At 74.2% G+C, this 17,673-nt stretch carries 15 protein-coding genes, 1 pseudogene and 1 riboswitch; of the genes and pseudogenes, 6 read left to right on the plus strand and 10 right to left on the minus strand.

All coding sequences use genetic code 11. The annotated features are described in order from the left end of the window. Positions 1–318: 318 nt before the first annotated feature. A riboswitch (cobalamin riboswitch) is annotated at positions 319–404 on the minus strand. 283 nt (positions 405–687) lie between these two features. The 3 genes from ACFXOZ_RS11415 to ACFXOZ_RS11425 are packed head-to-tail and all read left to right on the plus strand — an operon-like array spanning position 688 to position 4,129. Beyond that, on the plus strand, positions 688–1,971 hold the full coding sequence (locus ACFXOZ_RS11415) for a hypothetical protein (protein WP_380589550.1): 1,284 nt from the start codon (positions 688–690) through the stop codon (positions 1,969–1,971). After that, entirely contained in the window at positions 1,968–2,594 is a 627-nt protein-coding gene (locus ACFXOZ_RS11420) for a precorrin-8X methylmutase (protein WP_375885028.1), read from the plus strand. Before ACFXOZ_RS11415 ends, ACFXOZ_RS11420 begins: the two co-directional genes overlap by 4 nt. After that, positions 2,591–4,129, plus strand: a complete 1,539-nt coding sequence (locus tag ACFXOZ_RS11425) for a precorrin-2 C(20)-methyltransferase (RefSeq protein WP_380589553.1) — start codon at positions 2,591–2,593, stop codon at positions 4,127–4,129. The genes ACFXOZ_RS11420 and ACFXOZ_RS11425 overlap by 4 nt, the downstream gene beginning before the upstream one ends. A gap of 79 nt (positions 4,130–4,208) precedes the next feature. Here the strand turns inward: ACFXOZ_RS11425 and ACFXOZ_RS11430 are convergent, their stop codons facing one another. Continuing rightward, positions 4,209–5,948: a TIGR03767 family metallophosphoesterase gene (locus tag ACFXOZ_RS11430; RefSeq protein WP_375885033.1), complete on the minus strand. Its 1,740-nt coding sequence runs from the start codon at positions 5,946–5,948 to the stop codon at positions 4,209–4,211. A 302-nt stretch (positions 5,949–6,250) separates the two neighbouring features. Between ACFXOZ_RS11430 and ACFXOZ_RS11435 the strand changes: the two genes are divergently transcribed. After that, complete coding sequence (locus tag ACFXOZ_RS11435; RefSeq protein ID WP_380589557.1) at positions 6,251–7,432, plus strand: cobalt-precorrin-5B (C(1))-methyltransferase; 1,182 nt, start codon at positions 6,251–6,253, stop codon at positions 7,430–7,432. A gap of 174 nt (positions 7,433–7,606) precedes the next feature. Then, positions 7,607–9,136: a UDP-N-acetylglucosamine 1-carboxyvinyltransferase gene (locus tag ACFXOZ_RS11440; RefSeq protein WP_375885038.1), complete on the plus strand. Its 1,530-nt coding sequence runs from the start codon at positions 7,607–7,609 to the stop codon at positions 9,134–9,136. Positions 9,137–9,161: 25 nt separating this feature from the next. Here ACFXOZ_RS11440 and ACFXOZ_RS11445 read toward each other — a convergent pair whose 3' ends face one another. From ACFXOZ_RS11445 to ACFXOZ_RS11470, 6 genes are all read right to left on the minus strand, one after another. Next, positions 9,162–9,668 carry a protein phosphatase gene (locus ACFXOZ_RS11445; protein ID WP_380522600.1) on the minus strand — a complete coding sequence of 169 codons (507 nt, stop codon included), beginning with the start codon at positions 9,666–9,668 and terminating at the stop codon, positions 9,162–9,164. 78 nt (positions 9,669–9,746) lie between these two features. Then, positions 9,747–10,250, minus strand: coding sequence for a DinB family protein (locus ACFXOZ_RS11450; protein ID WP_380589560.1), 504 nt, complete (start codon positions 10,248–10,250; stop codon positions 9,747–9,749). Between the two features lie 129 nt (positions 10,251–10,379). Beyond that, positions 10,380–11,147, minus strand: a complete 768-nt coding sequence (locus tag ACFXOZ_RS11455) for a cobalt-precorrin-6A reductase (RefSeq protein WP_380522601.1) — start codon at positions 11,145–11,147, stop codon at positions 10,380–10,382. Continuing rightward, a complete protein-coding gene (gene cobM / locus ACFXOZ_RS11460) occupies positions 11,144–11,905 on the minus strand; it encodes a precorrin-4 C(11)-methyltransferase (protein ID WP_360238836.1) in 762 nt (253 codons plus the stop codon). Before cobM ends, ACFXOZ_RS11455 begins: the two co-directional genes overlap by 4 nt. Continuing rightward, positions 11,902–13,143 carry a precorrin-6y C5,15-methyltransferase (decarboxylating) subunit CbiE gene (gene cbiE, locus ACFXOZ_RS11465; RefSeq protein ID WP_380589563.1) on the minus strand — a complete coding sequence of 414 codons (1,242 nt, stop codon included), beginning with the start codon at positions 13,141–13,143 and terminating at the stop codon, positions 11,902–11,904. Before cbiE ends, cobM begins: the two co-directional genes overlap by 4 nt. 185 nt (positions 13,144–13,328) lie before the next feature. Further along, a complete protein-coding gene (locus ACFXOZ_RS11470; RefSeq protein ID WP_380522603.1) occupies positions 13,329–13,772 on the minus strand; it encodes a gamma-glutamylcyclotransferase family protein in 444 nt (147 codons plus the stop codon). 133 nt (positions 13,773–13,905) lie between these two features. On the opposite strand from ACFXOZ_RS11470, the gene ACFXOZ_RS11475 reads away from it, so the two are divergent. Further along, positions 13,906–14,967 carry an EamA family transporter gene (locus ACFXOZ_RS11475; protein ID WP_380589566.1) on the plus strand — a complete coding sequence of 354 codons (1,062 nt, stop codon included), beginning with the start codon at positions 13,906–13,908 and terminating at the stop codon, positions 14,965–14,967. A 114-nt stretch (positions 14,968–15,081) separates the two neighbouring features. Here the strand turns inward: ACFXOZ_RS11475 and ACFXOZ_RS11480 are convergent, their stop codons facing one another. The 3 genes and pseudogenes from ACFXOZ_RS11480 to ACFXOZ_RS11490 all read right to left on the minus strand — a co-directional run bounded on the left by ACFXOZ_RS11480 (position 15,082) and on the right by ACFXOZ_RS11490 (position 17,659). Continuing rightward, on the minus strand, positions 15,082–15,645 hold the full coding sequence (locus tag ACFXOZ_RS11480) for an EF-hand domain-containing protein (protein WP_380522605.1): 564 nt from the start codon (positions 15,643–15,645) through the stop codon (positions 15,082–15,084). Between the two features lie 137 nt (positions 15,646–15,782). Further along, a pseudogene (locus ACFXOZ_RS11485) lies at positions 15,783–15,956 on the minus strand (cytidine deaminase); the annotation flags it as partial. 23 nt (positions 15,957–15,979) lie between these two features. Further along, entirely contained in the window at positions 15,980–17,659 is a 1,680-nt protein-coding gene (locus ACFXOZ_RS11490; RefSeq protein ID WP_380589569.1) for a dipeptide ABC transporter ATP-binding protein, read from the minus strand. Between the last annotated feature and the right edge of the window lie 14 nt (positions 17,660–17,673).

The following is a 17,673-nucleotide window of genomic DNA, read 5'->3' on the forward strand; positions in this document are numbered from 1 at the left end:
CCACCGAGCAGGCGGACCACGACCAGGTCGGTGCCCTCCAGCAGTGCGGGCAGGTCCTCGGGGGTCAGCCGGGCCGGGTTCCCGAGCCGGTACGGGACCGGTCCGGTGGCGGCTCGGGCGCTGAGCAGGTCGGTGTCGGACGTGGACAGCAGCAGGATCATGCGAAGGACCTCCCGGCCTCTTCGGTGGCCAGGATGGCCGCGGTGGTGGCCGGGTCGGCCGCGGTGGTGGCCGGTGGAACGGGCGCGGGCATGCGACAGCGCTGGTGCATTTCTGCCTTCCTCGGGGTCCGCGCCCCGGGCCGGTGGAGGACGGCGGGAGTTCCTGGCTCCCGCGGCCGACCGGTCTCCCGGTGAACCGCGGTCACAGTGGCGGGACCGCACCGGGCTTGCACCGGTTTCCTCCCCTGCGCCGTCGCTGGCGTCGGGCGGCCCGCTGGGGACCGCCCGCCAGCATCGTACGGGGTACGGCTGACCTGGGGGAGGGGCGGCTTCGCCGGGCCCGGGGCACGGGCGGGCCGCCGCCCGGTGCACGGGCGGGCGCACTGTCCGGCGTACGGCGCCCGGCGTACGGCGCTCACCGGCGCCGGGCGGCCGGTTCGGCGTGCTCCGCCGTGCTGCCCGGCGTGCCGCCGGTGTGATGCAGCGGACGGAGGCAAGCGATCGGATCATCTGTATGCTCGCCGCCATGCCACCGACACCCGACGCCACCGCGCCGGGCGCCGCCGTGCCCGACCGGGGGCGCGCCGACGCCTGCCCCGGGGCGCTCCGCCTGCACGCCGCCGACGACGGCGGCCTCGCCCGGGTCCGACTGCCCGGCGGACTGCTGACGGACCGTCAGGCAATGGCCCTGATCGAGGCCGCAGAGGCCCTGGGCGACGGGGAGTTGGAGACCACCTCGCGCGGCAACGTCCAACTCCGCGGCCTGGCCGCGGACTGCGGGGCCGAACTCGCCGACGGGCTGCGCGTCGTCGGACTGCTGCCCTCGGACACCCACGAGCGGGTGCGCAACATCGTCGCCTCGCCGCTGGCCGGGCTGGACGCGGCCGGGCACGCCGACGTGCAGGCCTGGGTCCGCGAACTGGACGCGCGGCTGTGCGCGAGCGACTGGGCGGCCGGACTCTCCGGCAAGTTCCTGTTCGCGCTGGACGACGGGCGGGGCGACGTCGCCGCGCTCGACGCCGATGTGACATTGATCGCAGCCTCGGACGGCCCCGCGCTGCTGCGGCTCGGACGGGCCGCCCACGGGCAGCCGGTCGAGGCCGGACGGGAGGTGACGGCTGTGCTGGACGCGGCCCGCGCCTTCCTGGACGCGCTGCGCGGCGTCGGCCGCAAGGCCTGGCACCTGCGCGAGGTGCCCGAACTGCTGCCGGCCGGCACGGTGCCGCTGCCCGCCTTCGCCGGGGCCGGTGCCGTCGGGCCCGCTGCCGCCGGGGCCGGTGCACGGCCCGGGATCGGCGCGCTGCCCGGCGGGCTCTCGGTCGGCATGCGCTTCGGGCGGGCCGACGCCGGCCAGTGGCGCGCGCTGGTCGCCGCCTCGACCGGCGAACTGCGGCTGACCCCCTGGCGGGGCGCGGTGCTGCCCGGCGCCTCCGCCGACCGGCTGCCCGCGCTGGCGGCCGCGGGGTTGCGGACCGAGCCCGGCTCGGCCTGGGAGCGGGCCACCGCCTGCACCGGGCTGCCGGGCTGCGCCAAGTCGCTGGCCGACGTACGGGCCGACGCGGCCCGGGCGTTGGACCGCGGGGCGCCGACGGGCGGGGGCGGCGGACTGCCCGTCCACTGGTCGGGCTGCGAGCGGCGCTGCGGCCACCCGGCCGGGCAGTGGGTGGACGTGCTCGCCACGGGGCACGGCTACCGGGTGACGGTGAACGGGCCGGCCACGACCGCGGGAACCCCCGCGGACGTTCCGGTGGACGTGACGAACGAGGAGATGGCCGAGGCGGTCGCCGAGGCCAGGAGGACCACGAAGTGATCGAGTACGAGAAGGACGGCGCGTCCATCTACCGCCAGTCCTTTGCCACCATCCGTGCGGAGGCCGATCTGGCCGCCCTCCCGGCGGACGTCTCCCAGGTCGCGGTGCGGATGATCCACGCCTGCGGGATGACCGACCTGGTCGAGGACCTGGTGTACTCGCCCGGCGTGGTCGCCTCGGCGCGCGCGGCGCTGCACGCCGGTGCGCCGATCCTGTGCGACGTCAACATGGTGGCGAGCGGGGTGACCCGCAAGCGGCTGCCCGCCGACAACGAGGTGGTCTGCACCCTCACCGACCCCTCGGTGCCCGAGCTGGCCCGCGCGATGGGCAACACCCGCAGTGCGGCGGCCATGGAGCTGTGGCTGCCCCGACTGGAGGGCGCGGTGGTGGCCGTCGGCAACGCCCCGACCTCGCTGTTCCGGCTGCTGGAGATGATCGAGGCGGGCGCTCCCCGCCCGGCCGCGGTGATCGGCGTGCCGGTCGGCTTCATCGGCGCCGCCGAGTCCAAGCAGGCGCTGGCCGAACACCCCTCCGGCCTGGAGCACTTGGTGGTGCGCGGCCGGCGCGGCGGCAGCGCGATGGCCGCCGCTGCCATCAACGCGATTGCGAGCGAAGAAGAGTGACGGACCGTCAGATCGCCTCCGCCGGACCCGAGGGGACCGGCCGACTGTACGGCGTCGGGCTCGGCCCGGGCGACCCCTCGCTGGTGACCGTCCGCGCGGCCGAACTCATCGGCAAGGCCGACGTGGTGGCCTACCACAGCGCCCGGCACGGCCGCTCCATCGCGCGCTCGATCGCCGAACGCTACCTGACGGGTGGTCAGATCGAGGAGAAGCTGGTCTACCCGCTCACCGTGGAGACCACCGACCACCCCGGCGGCTACCGTGGCGCGTTGGACGAGTTCTACGAGGAGGCCGCCGCCCGGCTGGCCGCCCACCTGGACGCCGGCCGCGACGTCGTCGTCCTCGCCGAGGGCGACCCGCTGTTCTACGGCTCCTACCAGCACATGCACAAGCGCCTTGCGCACCGCTACCCGACCGAGGTGGTGCCCGGCGTGACCTCGGTCAGCGCGGCCGCCGCCCGACTCGGGCAGCCGCTGACCGAGGCCGAGGAAACCCTCACCGTCATCCCCGGCACGCTGCCCGAGGAGGAGCTCACGGCGCGGATCGCTGCCGCCGACTCCGCGGTGATCATGAAGCTGGGCCGCACCTTCCCGACCGTCTGGCGGGCGCTGGAGCGGGCCGGCCGGCTGGAGGACGCCCAGTACGTGGAGCGGGCCTTCATGGACGGGGAGCGGATCGCGCCGCTCGCCGAGGTCGAGGGGGAGAGCGTCCCCTACTTCTCGGTGGCGGTGCTGCCGAGCAAGGTCGCACCGCTGGAGCCGACCGTCCGGCTCGCGGACGGCGTCGGCAGCGTGACCGTGGTCGGCACCGGGCCGGCCGGGCCGCTCTGGCTCACCGCCGAGGCGCGCGGTGCGCTGACCGAGGCCACCGACCTGGTCGGCTACACCACCTACCTGGACCGGGTGCCCGAGCGGCCGGGGCAGCGGCGGCACGGTTCGGACAACAAGGTCGAGTCGGAGCGCGCCGAGTTCGCCCTGGACCTCGCTCGGCGCGGGCACCGGGTCTGCGTGGTCTCCTCGGGCGACCCGGGGGTGTTCGCGATGGCCACCGCCGTGCTGGAGGTCGCCTGCGAGCCGCACTACCGGGACGTGCCGGTGCGGATCGTCCCCGGGATGACCGCCGCCCACGCGGCCGCCTCCCGGGCGGGCGCCCCGCTCGGGCACGACTACGCGGTGGTGTCGCTCTCGGACCGGCTCAAGCCCTGGGACGTGGTGGCCAAGCGGCTGCGCGCCGCCGCCGAGGCGGACCTGGTGCTGGCGCTGTACAACCCGGGCTCGAAGTCCCGCACCACCCAGGTCGGCCTGACCAGGGACCTGCTGCTGGAGTACCGCGCGCCGGAGACCCCGGTGGTGATGGCCCGCGACGTCGGCGGGCCGACCGAGCGGGTCCGGATCGTCCGGCTGGGCGAGCTGGACCCGGCGCTGGTCGACATGCGGACCATCCTGCTGATCGGCTCCTCGCAGACCCGGGCGGTCGAGCGGGGCGGCGGGGTCGAGGTCGTCTGGACGCCCCGGCGGTACCCGGAGGACGTGTAACGGATGACGGAGAACAGCTGACAGATGATGAAATCTGTCAGCTGTTTTCTGTTCTCTGTCAGCTGTCAGCCGGCGGCCGTCACCGGGTCGGCTTGGTGATCAGCAGCTCGGTGTTGTGGTCCTCCCCGGCGCCGAGCAGGGCGGAGACCCGGCCGTTGGGGTCGTTGTACGACAGCTCGCGGTACAGCGCCGCCAGGTTGGTGTCCGAGGTGCTGCCGAAGTCCGTCGCGTACGGTGCGGAGGACTCGATCAGCGTGGTGAACAGCGACAGGGTGCCGTCGCCGTTGTCCGCGACCTCGATGATCCGCCCGTGCTGCGGGTAGTCGATGTGCGAAGCGGTGTTGATCTCCCAGAACGCCCGCTCCGGCACCGCGTGGCCGTGCGCGGTGATCTTGTTCATGTGGGTGTGCCCGTTCACCCAGGCGACCACGTTCGGGTAGCGCTGCAGCAGGGCGGTCAACTCGTTGCCGTCGTGCCGCTTCTCGAAGATGTTGCGCGGGTCGGGCAGCAGGTTGCCCATCGAGCCGCTGGTGTGGTGGCTGAACACCATGATCACGTCGTCGGTGCTGCCACCGGTCACCCGGTTCCCGTTGGTGTCGTACCAGTGCCCGCTGTGGTTCTTCAACTGCTGCTCAAGCCAGCGCAGTTGAGCGGTGCCGAGCGAACCGTCGGCGAATCCGGCCTGGTTGGTGGTGTCCAGGCTGATGCCGAGGACCTTCTCCGAGATCCGGAAGGTGTAGTAGAGCTTGCCGCTGCTCACCATGTCCGAGGTGAAGCCGTGCCCGTAGGGGCCGGCCCCGGTGACGGCCGGGTCGAGGTGGGCCTTGGCGAACTGCTTGAGGGTGAACGGGTGGCGGCGCTCGTCCGGGGTGACCCGGCGCACCGCCTCGCCGTTCGCGAGCAGCTTGCCCAGCAGCAGGACGGCGCCCGCCGGGTCGCGCCGCAGCGAGTCCATCAGCTGGGCGGCGGTCGCGTCGTCGCAGCCCTCCAGCTTGAGCCCGCCCGTGTAGAGGTCGTTCAGCAGTCCGAAGTCGGGCAGCGAGCCCTCGATGCTGTCGTCGTGGTTGCCGACGGTGGTGTACCAGGGGGTCGTGAGGCCCGGTGCGTCGAAGGGGCGGCCGGCCGCGGACAGGAAGCCGGGCACCTGCGGGAAGCCCTTCGCCTTGTAGACGTCGGCGTAGGCGAGTTCGGGGTTCCAGAAGGCCGAGTTGCCGGAGTTCTGCACGCCCTCGTAGCGGGTCGGGTCGCCGGTGTTCTGGGCCATCCGCCCACCGCCCATGACGGTGAGGTACCAGTCCAGCTCGGCCAGCTCGTGGTTGTCGGTGTTGTCACCGGTGGCCATCACCAGGCTGAACGGCATGCCGGTGTAGGGGCCGCCGGCGAGCGAGTTGACCCGCTCGACCAGGGCCGAGACGCCACGGGCGTTCAGGGCCTCCTGCGGCCGGTAGGCGCTGTCGTTGAACTTGGCCAGGAACTCGAAGCGCACCGGGGACTCGGTGTCCACCAGGTGCAGGTCGCTGAACTGGACGAAGCTGGCCAGCCCGGTGCGGCGGTCGTCCCGCCCGCTGCCGGGGGCCGCGAGCTCCCCGCGCACCACCAGCGGCCAACCCGGCCCGGCCGCCAGCCGCTTGTAGGGGCCGGCCCCGGTCGGCGTGGCCACCTGCTCCAGGGTGGTCCCGGTGACGTTGACGGCCCGCGCGGCCGTGGTCGCCAGCGCCCGGTCCCGGCCCGCGGCCGAGGCGAGCTGGGCGCCGCCCAGGGACAGGGCCGACCAGGCGGCGGCCACCGAGGTGCCGGTCAGGAACGTACGACGTCTCATGCCTGCCACAGAAACCCCCACATACTGGCGGCCCGGCCGGGTGCCCCGGTCGCCGGACCACGTCATGAACCCGCTAAATAACGGAGCGACAGATTACTCGCTGGTAGTCGCACGGAGCGAGACCCGTGCGGAGAACAGTTCGAGAACGGCGGGGGGCTCTCCTCGCTGGCCGCTGGCCGGGTACCGGCCTCGGCCGCGCGCACGCCCCCGGGCGCCGTGCGGCGGGGTGGATGGGGGAGAATCGGCGGGCGCGACCGCGGTGGTCGGGGCGGGCGTGATCGGATTGCGGAAGCGAGGCGCAGGTGGCCGCAGCGGGAGGCGGGGCGGGAGGCCGGGCCGGTCAGCTGAAGAGCAGCGGTCTGCGGCACGGCTGGACGACGGGCGCCTGCGCCACCGCCGCCACCAAGGCCGCGTACGCGGCGCTGCTCACCGGCGAGTTCCCGGACCCGGTGACCATCACCCTCCCCAAGGGCCAGCAGCCCGCCTTCGCCCTCGCGGTCGAGGAGCTGGTCCTCGCCGCCGAGCCGGCCGCCGCCGACGGCTCGCGCGCCGCCGCCCAGCGGCCGGTCGCCGCCACGGCCGGAGTGGTCAAGGACGCCGGCGACGACCCCGACGTGACCCACGGCGCCCTGATCCGCGCGACCGTACGGCTCGGCGAGCCCGGCACCGGCGTGGTGTTCCGGGCCGGTCCCGGGGTCGGCACCGTCACCAAGGCCGGCCTGCCGCTGGCGGTCGGTGAGCCCGCGATCAACCCGGTGCCCCGGCAGATGATCCGCGACGCGGTGGCCGAGGTGGCGGCGGCACACGGTGGTGGCGGGGACGTGGTGGTGGAGGTCTCCGTCGACCACGGTGAGGAGATCGCCCGCTCGACCTGGAACCCCCGGCTCGGCATCCTCGGCGGGCTGTCGATCCTCGGCACCACCGGGATCGTCGTCCCCTATTCCTGTTCGGCCTGGATCGACTCGATCCGTCGCGGGGTGGACGTGGCCCGGGCGGCCGGGCGCACCCACGTCGCGGGCTGCACCGGTTCGACCTCGGAGAAGGTCGCGGTCGCGGTGCACGGACTGCCCGAGGACGCCCTGCTGGACATGGGTGACTTCGCCGGGGCCGTCCTCAAGTACCTCAAGCGCCACCCGGTGCCGCGACTGACCATCGCGGGCGGCTTCGCCAAGCTGTCCAAGCTCGCCCACGGGCACCTCGACCTGCACTCGGCGCGCTCCCAGGTGGACAAGGGCTACCTGGCCGAACTGGCCCGGCAGGGCGGGGCGGACGAGGAGCTGGCCGCGGCGGTGGCGGCGGCCAACACCGGCCTGGAGGCAGTGCAGTTGTGTCGGGCGGCCGGGGTGCCGCTGGGGGACCTGGTCGCCGAGGCGGCCCGGGCGACGGCGCTCGGGGTGCTGCGCGGTTCACCGGTCGCGGTGGACGTCATCTGCATCGACCGCTCGGGCGCCGTCGTCGGTCGGGCGGAGCCGCTCGGCCCCTGAGCGGCGCCCAGTCGGCGCCCGGGGTCGGCCGACTCACCCGTGCAGCGGAACCTCAGAACTGTCGTGCGGTGATGTGAAGATCCAGGGCTCATACGGGGTGAGAAACGGACAAAAGTGGTGCCGCGCCCGCTCTTGATTCTGGCGCCATCTCAACCATGAGATATGGTCTGCCGAGTGACAGGCGACTACCTCACCCGTATCGGCACCCTCATCCGTACCGCGCGTCAGCATCGCGGCTGGTCCCAGGCGCAGCTCGGCGAGGCGCTCGGCACCAGCCAGAGCGCCGTCAACCGCATCGAACAGGGCAAGCAGAACGTCAGCCTTGAGATGATCGCGCGCATCGGCGATGCCCTCAACAGCGAGATCGTCTCCCTCGGCTACTCCGGCCCGATGCACCTCCGGGTCACCGGCGGCACCCGCCTCTCCGGCGCGATCGAGGTCCGCAGCAGCAAGAACGCCTGCGTCGCGATCCTCTGCGCCTCGCTGCTGACCACCGGCCGCACCACGATCCGCAGCGTCGCCCGGATCGAGGAGGTCTACCGCATCCTCGAGGTGCTCACCAGCATCGGCGTCAAGAGCCGCTGGCTGAACGAGGGCCGCGACCTCGAACTCACCCCGCCGGCCGAGCTCGACCTCGCCGCGATGGACGTCGAGGCCGCCCGCCGCACCCGCAGCGTGCTGATGTTCCTCGGCCCGCTGATGCACCGCGCCCAGCACTTCGCGATCCCGTACGCGGGCGGCTGCGACCTCGGCACCCGTACCGTCCAGCCGCACCTGACGGCGCTGCGGCGCTTCGGCCTGGAGGTCGCCACCACCGGCGGCGCCTACCACGCCTCGGTCGAGCCGGGCACCCCGCTGGACCGCCCGATCGTGTTGACCGAGCGCGGGGACACCGTCACCGAGAACGCCCTGCTGGCCGCCGCGCGGCACGACGGCGTGAGCGTCATCCGCAACGCCTCGCCCAACTACATGGTCCAGGACCTCTGCTTCTTCCTGGAGAAGCTGGGCGTGAAGATCGAGGGCATCGGCACCACGACCCTCACCGTCCACGGCGTCCCGGAGATCAGCTGCGACGTCGACTACACCCCGGCCGAGGACCCGGTCGAGGCGATGAGCCTGCTCGCCGCCGCCGTCGTCACCTCCTCCGAGCTGACGATCCGCCGGGTGCCGATCGAGTTCCTGGAGATCGAGCTCGCGGTGCTGGAGGGCATGGGCCTCGACTACGACCGGACCCCGGAGTACCGGGCCCACAACGGCCACACCCGGCTGGTCGACCTCACCGTGCGCCCCTCCAAGCTGACCGCGCCGATCGACACCATCCACCCGATGCCGTTCCCCGGCATCAACATCGACAACGTGCCGTTCTTCGCCGCCATCGCCGCGGCCGCGCACGGCACCACGATGATCCACGACTGGGTCTACGACAACCGCGCGATCTACCTCACCGAGCTGACCCGGCTCGGCGCGGACGTCAAGCTGCTCGACCCGCACCGCGTCCTGGTCCAGGGCCCGACCCGCTGGCGCGCCGCCGAGATGATGTGCCCGCCGGCCCTGCGTCCGGCCGTGGTCATCCTGCTCGCGATGCTCGCCGCCCAGGGCACCTCGGTGCTGCGCAACGTCTACGTCATCAACCGCGGTTACGAGGACCTTGCCGAGCGCCTCAACTCCATCGGCGCCCAGATCGAGACCTTCCGCGACATCTGATGGTCCGTCACCTTCCGCGCTTGCCTCAACCGCTGAGGCCGGTCAGCAGGATCGCCACGTCCAACCCGGTGTTCAGGTAGTCCACGAACACCGGGTTGTTCAGCGCCCAGGGCGACCGCCGCTCCCGGATCAGCCGGACCGCCCCGTCCGGCTCGTGCCCGAGGGCGACCAGCGCCTGGGCGACCACCAGGCCCGAGCGGTTGTAGCCCGAGTGGCAGCGCACCAGCGTCCGGCGGCCCCGGCGCACGGCGGCGGCGGTGAGTTCCGCGGCCTCCTGGACGGCGAGCAGCTGACCGGGGGAGAGCGGCTCGTCGGGCACCTCCCGGACGACGTGCTCGACCCCCGGGGCCGGGCCGTGGCCGGGGAGCGTGAAGAGGCTGACGACCAGGTCGAACTGCCGCCCGGCGACGACGGGTTGGAGCTCACCGCCGGGCGGGGTGCAGTAGTGCCCGCCCATCCAGAGCCCGGGGACGATCTCGTTCCAGGGCTCCTGCGGCCCGTGGGCGTCGCGGTCCTTCTGGCGGGTCCGCATTCCTGCTCCTTCCGGCCCGCCGGCCCCCGCGTGCCTGCGCGCCCGTGCGGCCGCTCTCCCCGGGACTCGCTGCCGGGGCTACTCGCCCGTGCTGCCGTCGAGGTGCTCGCGCAGGAGGTCGGCGTGGCCGTTGTGGCGGGCGTACTCCTCGATCATGTGAGTGAGGATCCAGCGCAGCGAGAACGCCTCCTCGCCGTAGTGGCCCAGGACGTCCAACGACTCTGCGGCGGCGACGAGTTCCCGTGCGTGGTCGCACTCGCGGCGCCAGACCGCGAAGGCCTCCTCCGGGTCGGCGGTCTCGACGTCCCACTCGGCGGAGGTGTCGTTGGGGTGCTTCCAGAAGCCGCGCCTGTCCTCGCCGTTGAGGACGTTGCGGAACCAGCCGCGTTCCACCTCGGCGAGGTGGCGGACCAGCCCGAGCAGGGAGAGTGCGGAGGGCTCCAGCACGCGGGTGCGGAGCTGTTCGGTGCTGAGGCCGACGCACTTCATCGCCAGGGTGTCGCGCTGGTGGTCGAGGAAGCTGGTCAGAGTGGCCCGCTCGTCGGCGGTCTGCAGGGTGATGGTGCGCTGATCATCGGTCATCCGGCCACTCTGGCAGTCCCACCGGCGTGCCCGCGCGCCATATTCCACTGACCGGACACGTACCCGGACGCCCGACCGGCTTCCCGCCCGGAACAAGGCCCGGACTCAGGCCCGGACTCAGGCCCGGACTCAGGCCCGCTGCTCCAGCCAGCGCACCGCGCCCGCCACGTCCGGTGACACCGGCAGGCCGGCCGGCACCGGTGGGCGTTCCACCACGACCACGGGCAGCCCGAGTTCACGGGCGGCGGTCAGCTTGGGCGCGGTCGCCGCGCCGCCGCTGTCCTTGGTGACGACCACGTCGATCCGGTGCTCGCGCAGCAGTGCCCGCTCGCCGTCGAGGGTGAACGGGCCGCGGTCCAGCAGGACTTCGAGCGAGAGCGGCAGCGGCGGCTCCGGCCGGTCCACCGAGCGGGCCAGGAAGTGCAGCCCGTCCAGGTGGGCGAAGGCGGCGATGCCCTGGCGGCCGGAGCTGAGGAAGACCCGGCGGCCGAGACCGGGCAGCAGCGCGGCGGCGGCCGTCAGGGAAGGGGCGAGGTGCCAGCGGTCCCCGGCGACGGGTGCGAAACCGGGGCGGCGCAGCACCAGCAGCGGCACGCCGGTGGCGGCGGCCGCGAGCGCGGCGTTGTGCGACATCCCGGCGGCGAACGGGTGGGTGGCGTCGACCACGGCGTCCACCGCCTCGGCCCGCAGCCAGTCGGCCAGCCCGTCCGGGCCGCCGAAGCCGCCGATCCGCACCTCGCCGACGGGCAGCCGGGGTTGGGCGACCCGACCGGCCAGCGAGCTGGTGACCCGCAGGCCCGGCCGGCCGTCCAGTGCGGCGGCCAGCGCCCGCCCCTCGGTCGTCCCGCCGAGGACCAGTACGTGGGCGGGGGTGCGAGTACGGCCGTCGGGGCTCATGCGCCGCAGGGCTCGTGCGGCCGCTCGCGGTCCGCCGAGTAGAGGTGGCTGTCGCGGAACTGCTCGGCGGCGAGGGTGCGGCCGACCAGGATGACGGCGGTGCGCACCACGCCCGCCGCCTTGACCTGCCCGGCGATGTCGGCCAGCGTGCCGCGCAGCACCAGCTCGTCGGGGCGGCTGGCCATCGCGACCACGGCGGCCGGGCAGTCGGCGCCGTAGTGCGGGAGCAGCTGCTCGACCACGTCGTCCACGTAGCCGGCCGCCAGGTGCAGCACCAGCAGGGCGCCGCTGCGGCCGAGGGTGGCGAGGTCCTCGCCCTCGGGCATCGGGGTGGCGCGCTTGGCGATCCGGGTGAGGATGACGGTCTGGCCGACGGTCGGCACCGTCAACTCCCGCTTCAACGCGGCCGCGGCGGCGGCGAAGGCGGGAACGCCGGGGACCACCTCGTACGGCACCCCGGCCGCGTCCAGCCGGCGCATCTGCTCGGCGACGGCGGAGAAGACGGAGGGGTCGCCGGAGTGCAGCCGGGCCACGTCCCGGCCGGCCTCGTGCGCGGCGACCAGCTCGGCGACGATCTGGTCCAGGTTGAGCTGGGCGGTGTCGACCAGCCGGGCGCCGGGCGGGCACTCGTCCAGCAGCTCGCGCGGGACGAGGCTGCCGGCGTAGAGGCAGACCTCGGCGCGGGCCAGGAGGCGCTGGCCGCGCAGGGTGATCAGGTCGGCGGCGCCCGGGCCGGCTCCGATGAAGTAGACGGTCACGAGGCGTCCTCCTGGGGGGTGTTGGGCTTGACGGCGGACCACTGGGTGACCGGCATGGCCTGCCGCCACCCGGTGAAACCGCCGACCGGGACGGCGTGGGCGACGGCCAGTTTGACCAACTCCCCGCCGTGGCGCCGGTACCACTCGGTGAGCAGCGCCTCGGACTCCAGCGTCACGGTGTTGGCGACCAGCCGTCCGCCGGGGCGCAGCGCGGCCCAGCAACCCTCCAGCAGGCCGGGGGCGGTGAGGCCGCCGCCGATGAACACGGCGTCGGGGGTGGGGAGTTCGGCGAGCGCCTCGGGGGCGCGGCCGGTCACCACCCGGAGTCGGGGCACGCCCAGCGCGGCGGCGTTGCGGGCGATCCGGTCGGCCCGCACCGGGTCGCGCTCGACGCTGACGGCCCGGCAGTCCCGGTGGGCGCGCAGCCACTCGACGGCGATCGAGCCGGAGCCGCCGCCGACGTCCCAGAGCAGTTCGCCGGGGGAGGGGGCGAGGGTGGCCAGGGTGGCGGCGCGGACGTGCCGCTTGGTGAGCTGGCCGTCGCTCTCGTACGCCTCGTCCGGCAGACCGGGGACGAGCGAGCCGCGCGGGCCGTCGCCGAGTTCGACGGCGATCAGGTTCAGCGGGTCGCCGGGCGGGTGCGGCCAGTCGTCGGCGCGGCCGTCGAGCTCCCGTTCGCGGGTGTTGTCGCCGAGCTGCTCCAGCACGCGCAGCCGGGCGGTGCCGAAGCCGTGCTCGGTGAGCAGGGCGGCGACGGTGGCGGGGGTGCCGGCGTCGGCGCTGAGCACCAGCAGCCGGCGGCCGGGGTGGAGGGCGAGGGCGAGCGTGGCCGGCGGTCGGCCGACCAGACTGATTACCTCGGTCGCCTCCAGCGGCCAGCCGAGCCGGGCGCAGGCGTAGGAGACGGAGGAGGGGTGCGGCAGGACGCGCAACCGCTCGGCGCCGACGGTCTCGGCGAGGGTGCGGCCGATGCCGAAGAACATCGGGTCGCCGCTGGCCAGGACGGCGATGCGGCGCCCGGCGTGCTCGGCGAGCAGCCCCGGGACGGCCGGGCGCAGCGGGGACGGCCAGGCGAGGCGCTCGGCGGGGACGGTGTCGCGGGGGAGCAGTTCCAGCTGTCGGGGGCCGCCGATGACCACCTCGGCGGCTTGCAGCGCGGCCCGGGATCCGGCGGCGAGGCCGGGCCAGCCGTCGGCCCCGATCCCGACGACGGTGATCGGAGGGGGCAGCTCGGGCACCGGGTGGCTCCTCGTGGTTCGTTCCTGCTGGCCGGGGCAGCCTACCTGGCGGTCCGCGGGCGGCAGCCCGGTGGGCTGACAGGGTTCAACTTTCAGCTTTCAACTTTCAGATGTTGAAATCTGAAATCTGAAAGTTGAACTCTGTCATCTGTCATCTGTCATCTGTCGCCCGCCGGCCGTCGGCCCTACCGGTCGGCCCAGTCCCCCGAGACGATCAGCGCGGGCCGGGCGCGCAGCCGTGCCTCGGCCGCCGGCCCGGCGAGGTACACCCAGGCCTCGCACGGCTCGCCCGCCGCGGTCCGGACCACCAGCCGGCGCCGTACGTACAGCCCCGTGCCGTCCGCCCGGCACTCCTCCAGCCGGTCCAGCGCCGCGAGCGCTCCGGGGTATGCGCCGGGGCGTACGGTGACCAGTTCGCCGACGACCCGGCGGCCGGGCGTCGGGTCCGGCACCGCGTACGGGAACCCCGGCCCCTCGTGCAGGGCGGCGCCCTCCAGCACCGCCGGGCGGATCGCGGCGCAGCGTCCGGCCAGGTGGACGGCGTGGTTGCGGCCGCCGCTGCGCAGGGTGCCGTACACGAAGAACGGCAGCGCCGCTTCCGCCGGTGGGGCCTGCTCGGGCGCGGACACGGGTTCGACCTCCTCGCTGGGGGAGCGCCCACGGTACGTGCCGCCAACCGATCCGTGGAACCCACTGGCGCTCCGGGCCGCCGATGCGCTGTCATATCGAATGTTCAGCCAGCACCGTCCTAGGGGGACACACATGACATCGCCCGCCTCCCCGCCACCGGCGGCGACCCCCGGCAGCACCCAGTCCGGTCCCACCGACGTAGTCCCCGCCGCAGCCCCCGCCACCGACGCCGCGCCCGCCGCAGCCCCCGCCACCGAGCCCGCGTCCGCCACCGCCCCCGCCCCCGCCCGGCTCTCCGGCGCGGTCTGGGCGGCCCTCGCCGTGGTCTACGCGGTCTGGGGTTCGACCTACCTCGGGATCCGGATCGTCGTCGAGACGATGCCCTCCTTCTTCTCCGCCTCCGCCCGCTTCCTCACCGCCGGTCTGCTGCTGGTCGGCTTCCTGCTGGTCCGCCAGGGCCCGGCGGCCCTGCGGGTGAGCGGTCGCCAGCTGGCCTCCTCGGCACTGGTCGGCCTGCTGCTGCTGACCGGCGGCAACGGCCTGGTGGTGCTGGGCGAGACCTCCGTCCCCTCCGGGCTGGCCGCCCTGCTGGTGGCGGCGGTGCCGCTCTGGATGGTGCTGCTGACGGCCTTCGGCGGCGGGGAGCGTCCGAAGCGCGCCGAGCTGGCCGGGGTGCTGCTCGGCCTGGTGGGCCTCGGCGTGCTGTCCGCCCCCGCGATCGGCGGGTCGATCGAGCCGCTGGGCGTGGTCCTGATCATCAGCGCCACGCTCTGCTGGGCGGCCGGCTCCTTCGCGAGCAAGAAGATCCCGATGCCGGGCAACGTGCTCGCGGCGAGCGCGTACCAGATGCTGGCCGGCGGCCTGTGCGACCTGCTGGTCGGGCTGGCCCGCGGTGAGCAGCACGGGTTCGACCCGGCGGCCGTCTCCGGCCGGTCCTGGCTGGCCCTCGCCTACCTGGTGGTGTTCGGCTCGCTGCTCGCCTTCACCGCGTACGCCTGGCTGCTGCGCTCGGCCCCGCTCACCCTGGTGGCGACCTACGCGTACGTGAACCCGGTGGTCGCGGTGCTGCTGGGCTGGCTGATCCTGGCCGAGCCGTTGACCGGCCCGACCCTGGCGGGCGGGGCGATCGTGGTGGCCGGGGTCTGTCTGGTGGTGAGCGTCAGTCGGCGTCCCTCGAGGGCGGGTCGGCGCTGATCGGCACCGCGATCGGGCGGATCGTCCCGGCCGACCGACCGGGACGATCCGCCCGCGTTTACGCCCGCGTCCGCGCCCACGCCCGCGTCCGCGCCCACGCCCGCGTCCGCGCGGTCAGAGCGAGGCGGGCGGCTTCCCCGTCCACCAGTTGCCCGGCGCCTCCGGGTCGCGGCTGGTCCAGTACTCGACGATCGCGCTGGTGAACTCGGCGGCCGACAGCGTCCCGTCCCCGTCGAGGTCGAGCCGGCGGAAGGCCTCGTCCGCGTCGTCGCGGCAGAGCCCCGCGAAGTGGCCGCGCTGGAACACGAAGAACTCTCCGGCGTCCACGGTGCCGCTGCGGTCGGCGTCGGCGACGGTGAGGAAGGCCTCGGCCAGGGCGCCGAGGATCTCCCGGGCGGCCTCCGGGTCGTCGGCGAGCGCGCCGGTCGAGGCGACGAACTGCTCGCGGGTGATGGCCTCCGTTCCGGCGGGCCTTCCGGCGAGGTGCAGGTCGTGCCAGACCGTCAGATAGGCGCGGACGATCACGGCCTCCGCCTCCGAACCCTCCTGGTGGCCGAGCGAGCGGGCCACCGAGTGGCCCATCAGCACATGGTCCCGCTCGGTGAGCAGACCGTCCCCGTCGGCGTCGAGGTGGTCGAAACCGTGATTGATCTTCGCGATGAGCAGGTCGTCCGACAATGTGCCCCCTTCGGTGGCCGGCGCTGCGGCTCCACGTCCGCGGCGCGGTGAGCGACGTCACGTCGCCAGCACGCTAACGCCTGGAGCCGTGCTCGCGCAGCAGAACGAAAGCCGAACGACGGTGCCCGGCCGCCCGCTCAGCCCTCCTGGTGGTCGGCCCAGACGTACGACTCCGGCAACAGCTCCGGCACCGGCACGGTGCGCAGCCCGGAACCCCGTCCGACGATGATCCGCACCTGCGGGAAGTAGTCCAGCAGCACCTGGCGGCAGCGCCCGCAGGGCGGGATCACCCCCCGGTCGCGCCAACCCACCCCCGCGCCGCTCCGACCGCCGCTCAGTGCGCCGCCGCCAGCAGCTCCCGGGTGTACTCGGTGTGCGGTGCCTCGAACAGCCGCTCCCGGTCGGCCGACTCCACCAGCCGCCCCCGGTGCATCACCGCGACCCGGTCGCAGAAGTGCCGCACCACCGCGAGGTCGTGCGAGACGAACAGGAAGGCGACGCCGAGCCGTTCGCGCAGCTCCATCAGCAGGTTGAGCACCTGCGCCTGCACCGACACGTCGAGCGCCGAGACCGGCTCGTCCGCGATGATCAGCCGCGGTTCGGGCGCCAGGGCCCGGGCGATGCCGATCCGCTGCCGCTGCCCGCCGGAGAACTCGTGCGGGTAGCGGTCCAGGTGCCCGGCGGGCAGCCCGACCTGCTCCAGCAGTTCGGCCGCGCGCTCGCGCCGCTGCGCCGCGTCCAGCGGGGTGTGCAGCCGCAGCGGGGTGTCGAGGGTCTGGGCGACGGTGCGGCGCGGGTTGAGCGAGGCGTACGGGTCCTGGAAGACCAGCTGGATCTCCCGGCTGAGCCGGCGGCGCAGCTCCCGGTCCGGTCGGGTGACGTCCTGGCCGTCGTAGCGGACGCGTCCGCCGGTGGGGCGTTGCAGCCCGGCCAGCACCCGGGAGGTGGTGGACTTGCCGGAGCCGGACTCGCCGACCAGCCCGAGCGTCTCGCCCGGGGCGATCCGCAGGCTCACCCCCTCCACGGCCCGGACCGGTTCGGCCCGGAGCGAGGGCAGGCGCCGCCGCCCGGGGAAGTGCACGGAGAGCTCCTCCACCTCCACCAGCCACCGCTCGGGTCGCTCAGGGCGCTCGGGGCGCCCGGCCGCCGTCGGCCTGGGCGTGAACGTCCTGGTGGGTGAGGGATCGTCGACCGTCGGAAGTGCGCTGCCCGGTACCGAGTCCAGCCGCAGCGCCGCGCCCACCAGGGCGCGGGTGTACGGGCGGCGCGGCGCGGCGAGCAGTTCGCCGGTCGGCGCGGACTCGACCTCGGCGCCGTCGCGCAGCACCAGGGTGCGGTCCGTCGTTCCGGCGACCACGCCGAGGTCGTGGCTGACCAGCAGCACCGCCGTGCCGTGCTCGCGCTGCAACTCGCCCAGCAGGTCGAGGACCTGGCGCTGGACCCGGGCGTCCAGCGCGGTGGTCGGCTCGTCCGCGACCAGCACCTTCGGGTCGTTCATCAGCGCCATCGCGATCATCACCCGTTGCCGCATCCCGCCGGAGAACTGGTGCGGGTAGTCGCGCAGGCGGGCGGCGGGGATGCCGACCCGGTCGAGCATCGCGGCCGCCCGTCGCCTGGCCTCGGCCCGCCCGGCCGCCGGGTGGTGCAGCCGGTACATCTCGGCGAGTTGGGCGCCGACGCCGTGGAAGGGGCTGAGCGAGGTGAGCGCGTCCTGGAAGACCAGTGCGGCCCGGGCACCCCGCACTCCGCGCAGCACGGACTCCCGGGCGCCCACCAACTCCGTTCCGTCCAGCCGGACCGAGCCGGTGACGGTGGTGGTCCGCGGGTCGTGCAGGCCGAGCAGGGCCAGTCCGACGGTGGACTTCCCGGAGCCCGACTCGCCGACCAGGCCGAGGACTTCACCCGCCGCGAGGTCGAAGGACAGGCCCCGGACGGCGGTCACCGGGGCGCCGCCGCGCGGATCGGCGAACTGGACCGTCAAGTCCCTGACACTGAGCACCGGTTCGGCATCCATCGCACGACCACCTT

Origin of the sequence: Kitasatospora sp. NPDC059160 (assembly GCF_042755465.1) — a bacterium.
Taxonomy (GTDB): domain Bacteria; phylum Actinomycetota; class Actinomycetes; order Streptomycetales; family Streptomycetaceae; genus Kitasatospora.

Bases quoted from the DNA above. Each gene is read 5' to 3' on its own strand.
- ACFXOZ_RS11415 (WP_380589550.1), top strand. From the start codon at position 688: ATGCCACCGACACCCGACGCCACCGCGCCGGGCGCCGCCGTGCCCGAC.
- ACFXOZ_RS11490 (WP_380589569.1), bottom strand. From the start codon at position 17,659: ATGGATGCCGAACCGGTGCTCAGTGTCAGGGACTTGACGGTCCAGTTC.
- ACFXOZ_RS11475 (WP_380589566.1), top strand. From the start codon at position 13,906: ATGACATCGCCCGCCTCCCCGCCACCGGCGGCGACCCCCGGCAGCACC.
- ACFXOZ_RS11430 (WP_375885033.1), bottom strand. From the start codon at position 5,948: ATGAGACGTCGTACGTTCCTGACCGGCACCTCGGTGGCCGCCGCCTGG.
- ACFXOZ_RS11445 (WP_380522600.1), bottom strand. From the start codon at position 9,668: ATGCGGACCCGCCAGAAGGACCGCGACGCCCACGGGCCGCAGGAGCCC.
- ACFXOZ_RS11450 (WP_380589560.1), bottom strand. From the start codon at position 10,250: ATGACCGATGATCAGCGCACCATCACCCTGCAGACCGCCGACGAGCGG.
- ACFXOZ_RS11455 (WP_380522601.1), bottom strand. From the start codon at position 11,147: ATGAGCCCCGACGGCCGTACTCGCACCCCCGCCCACGTACTGGTCCTC.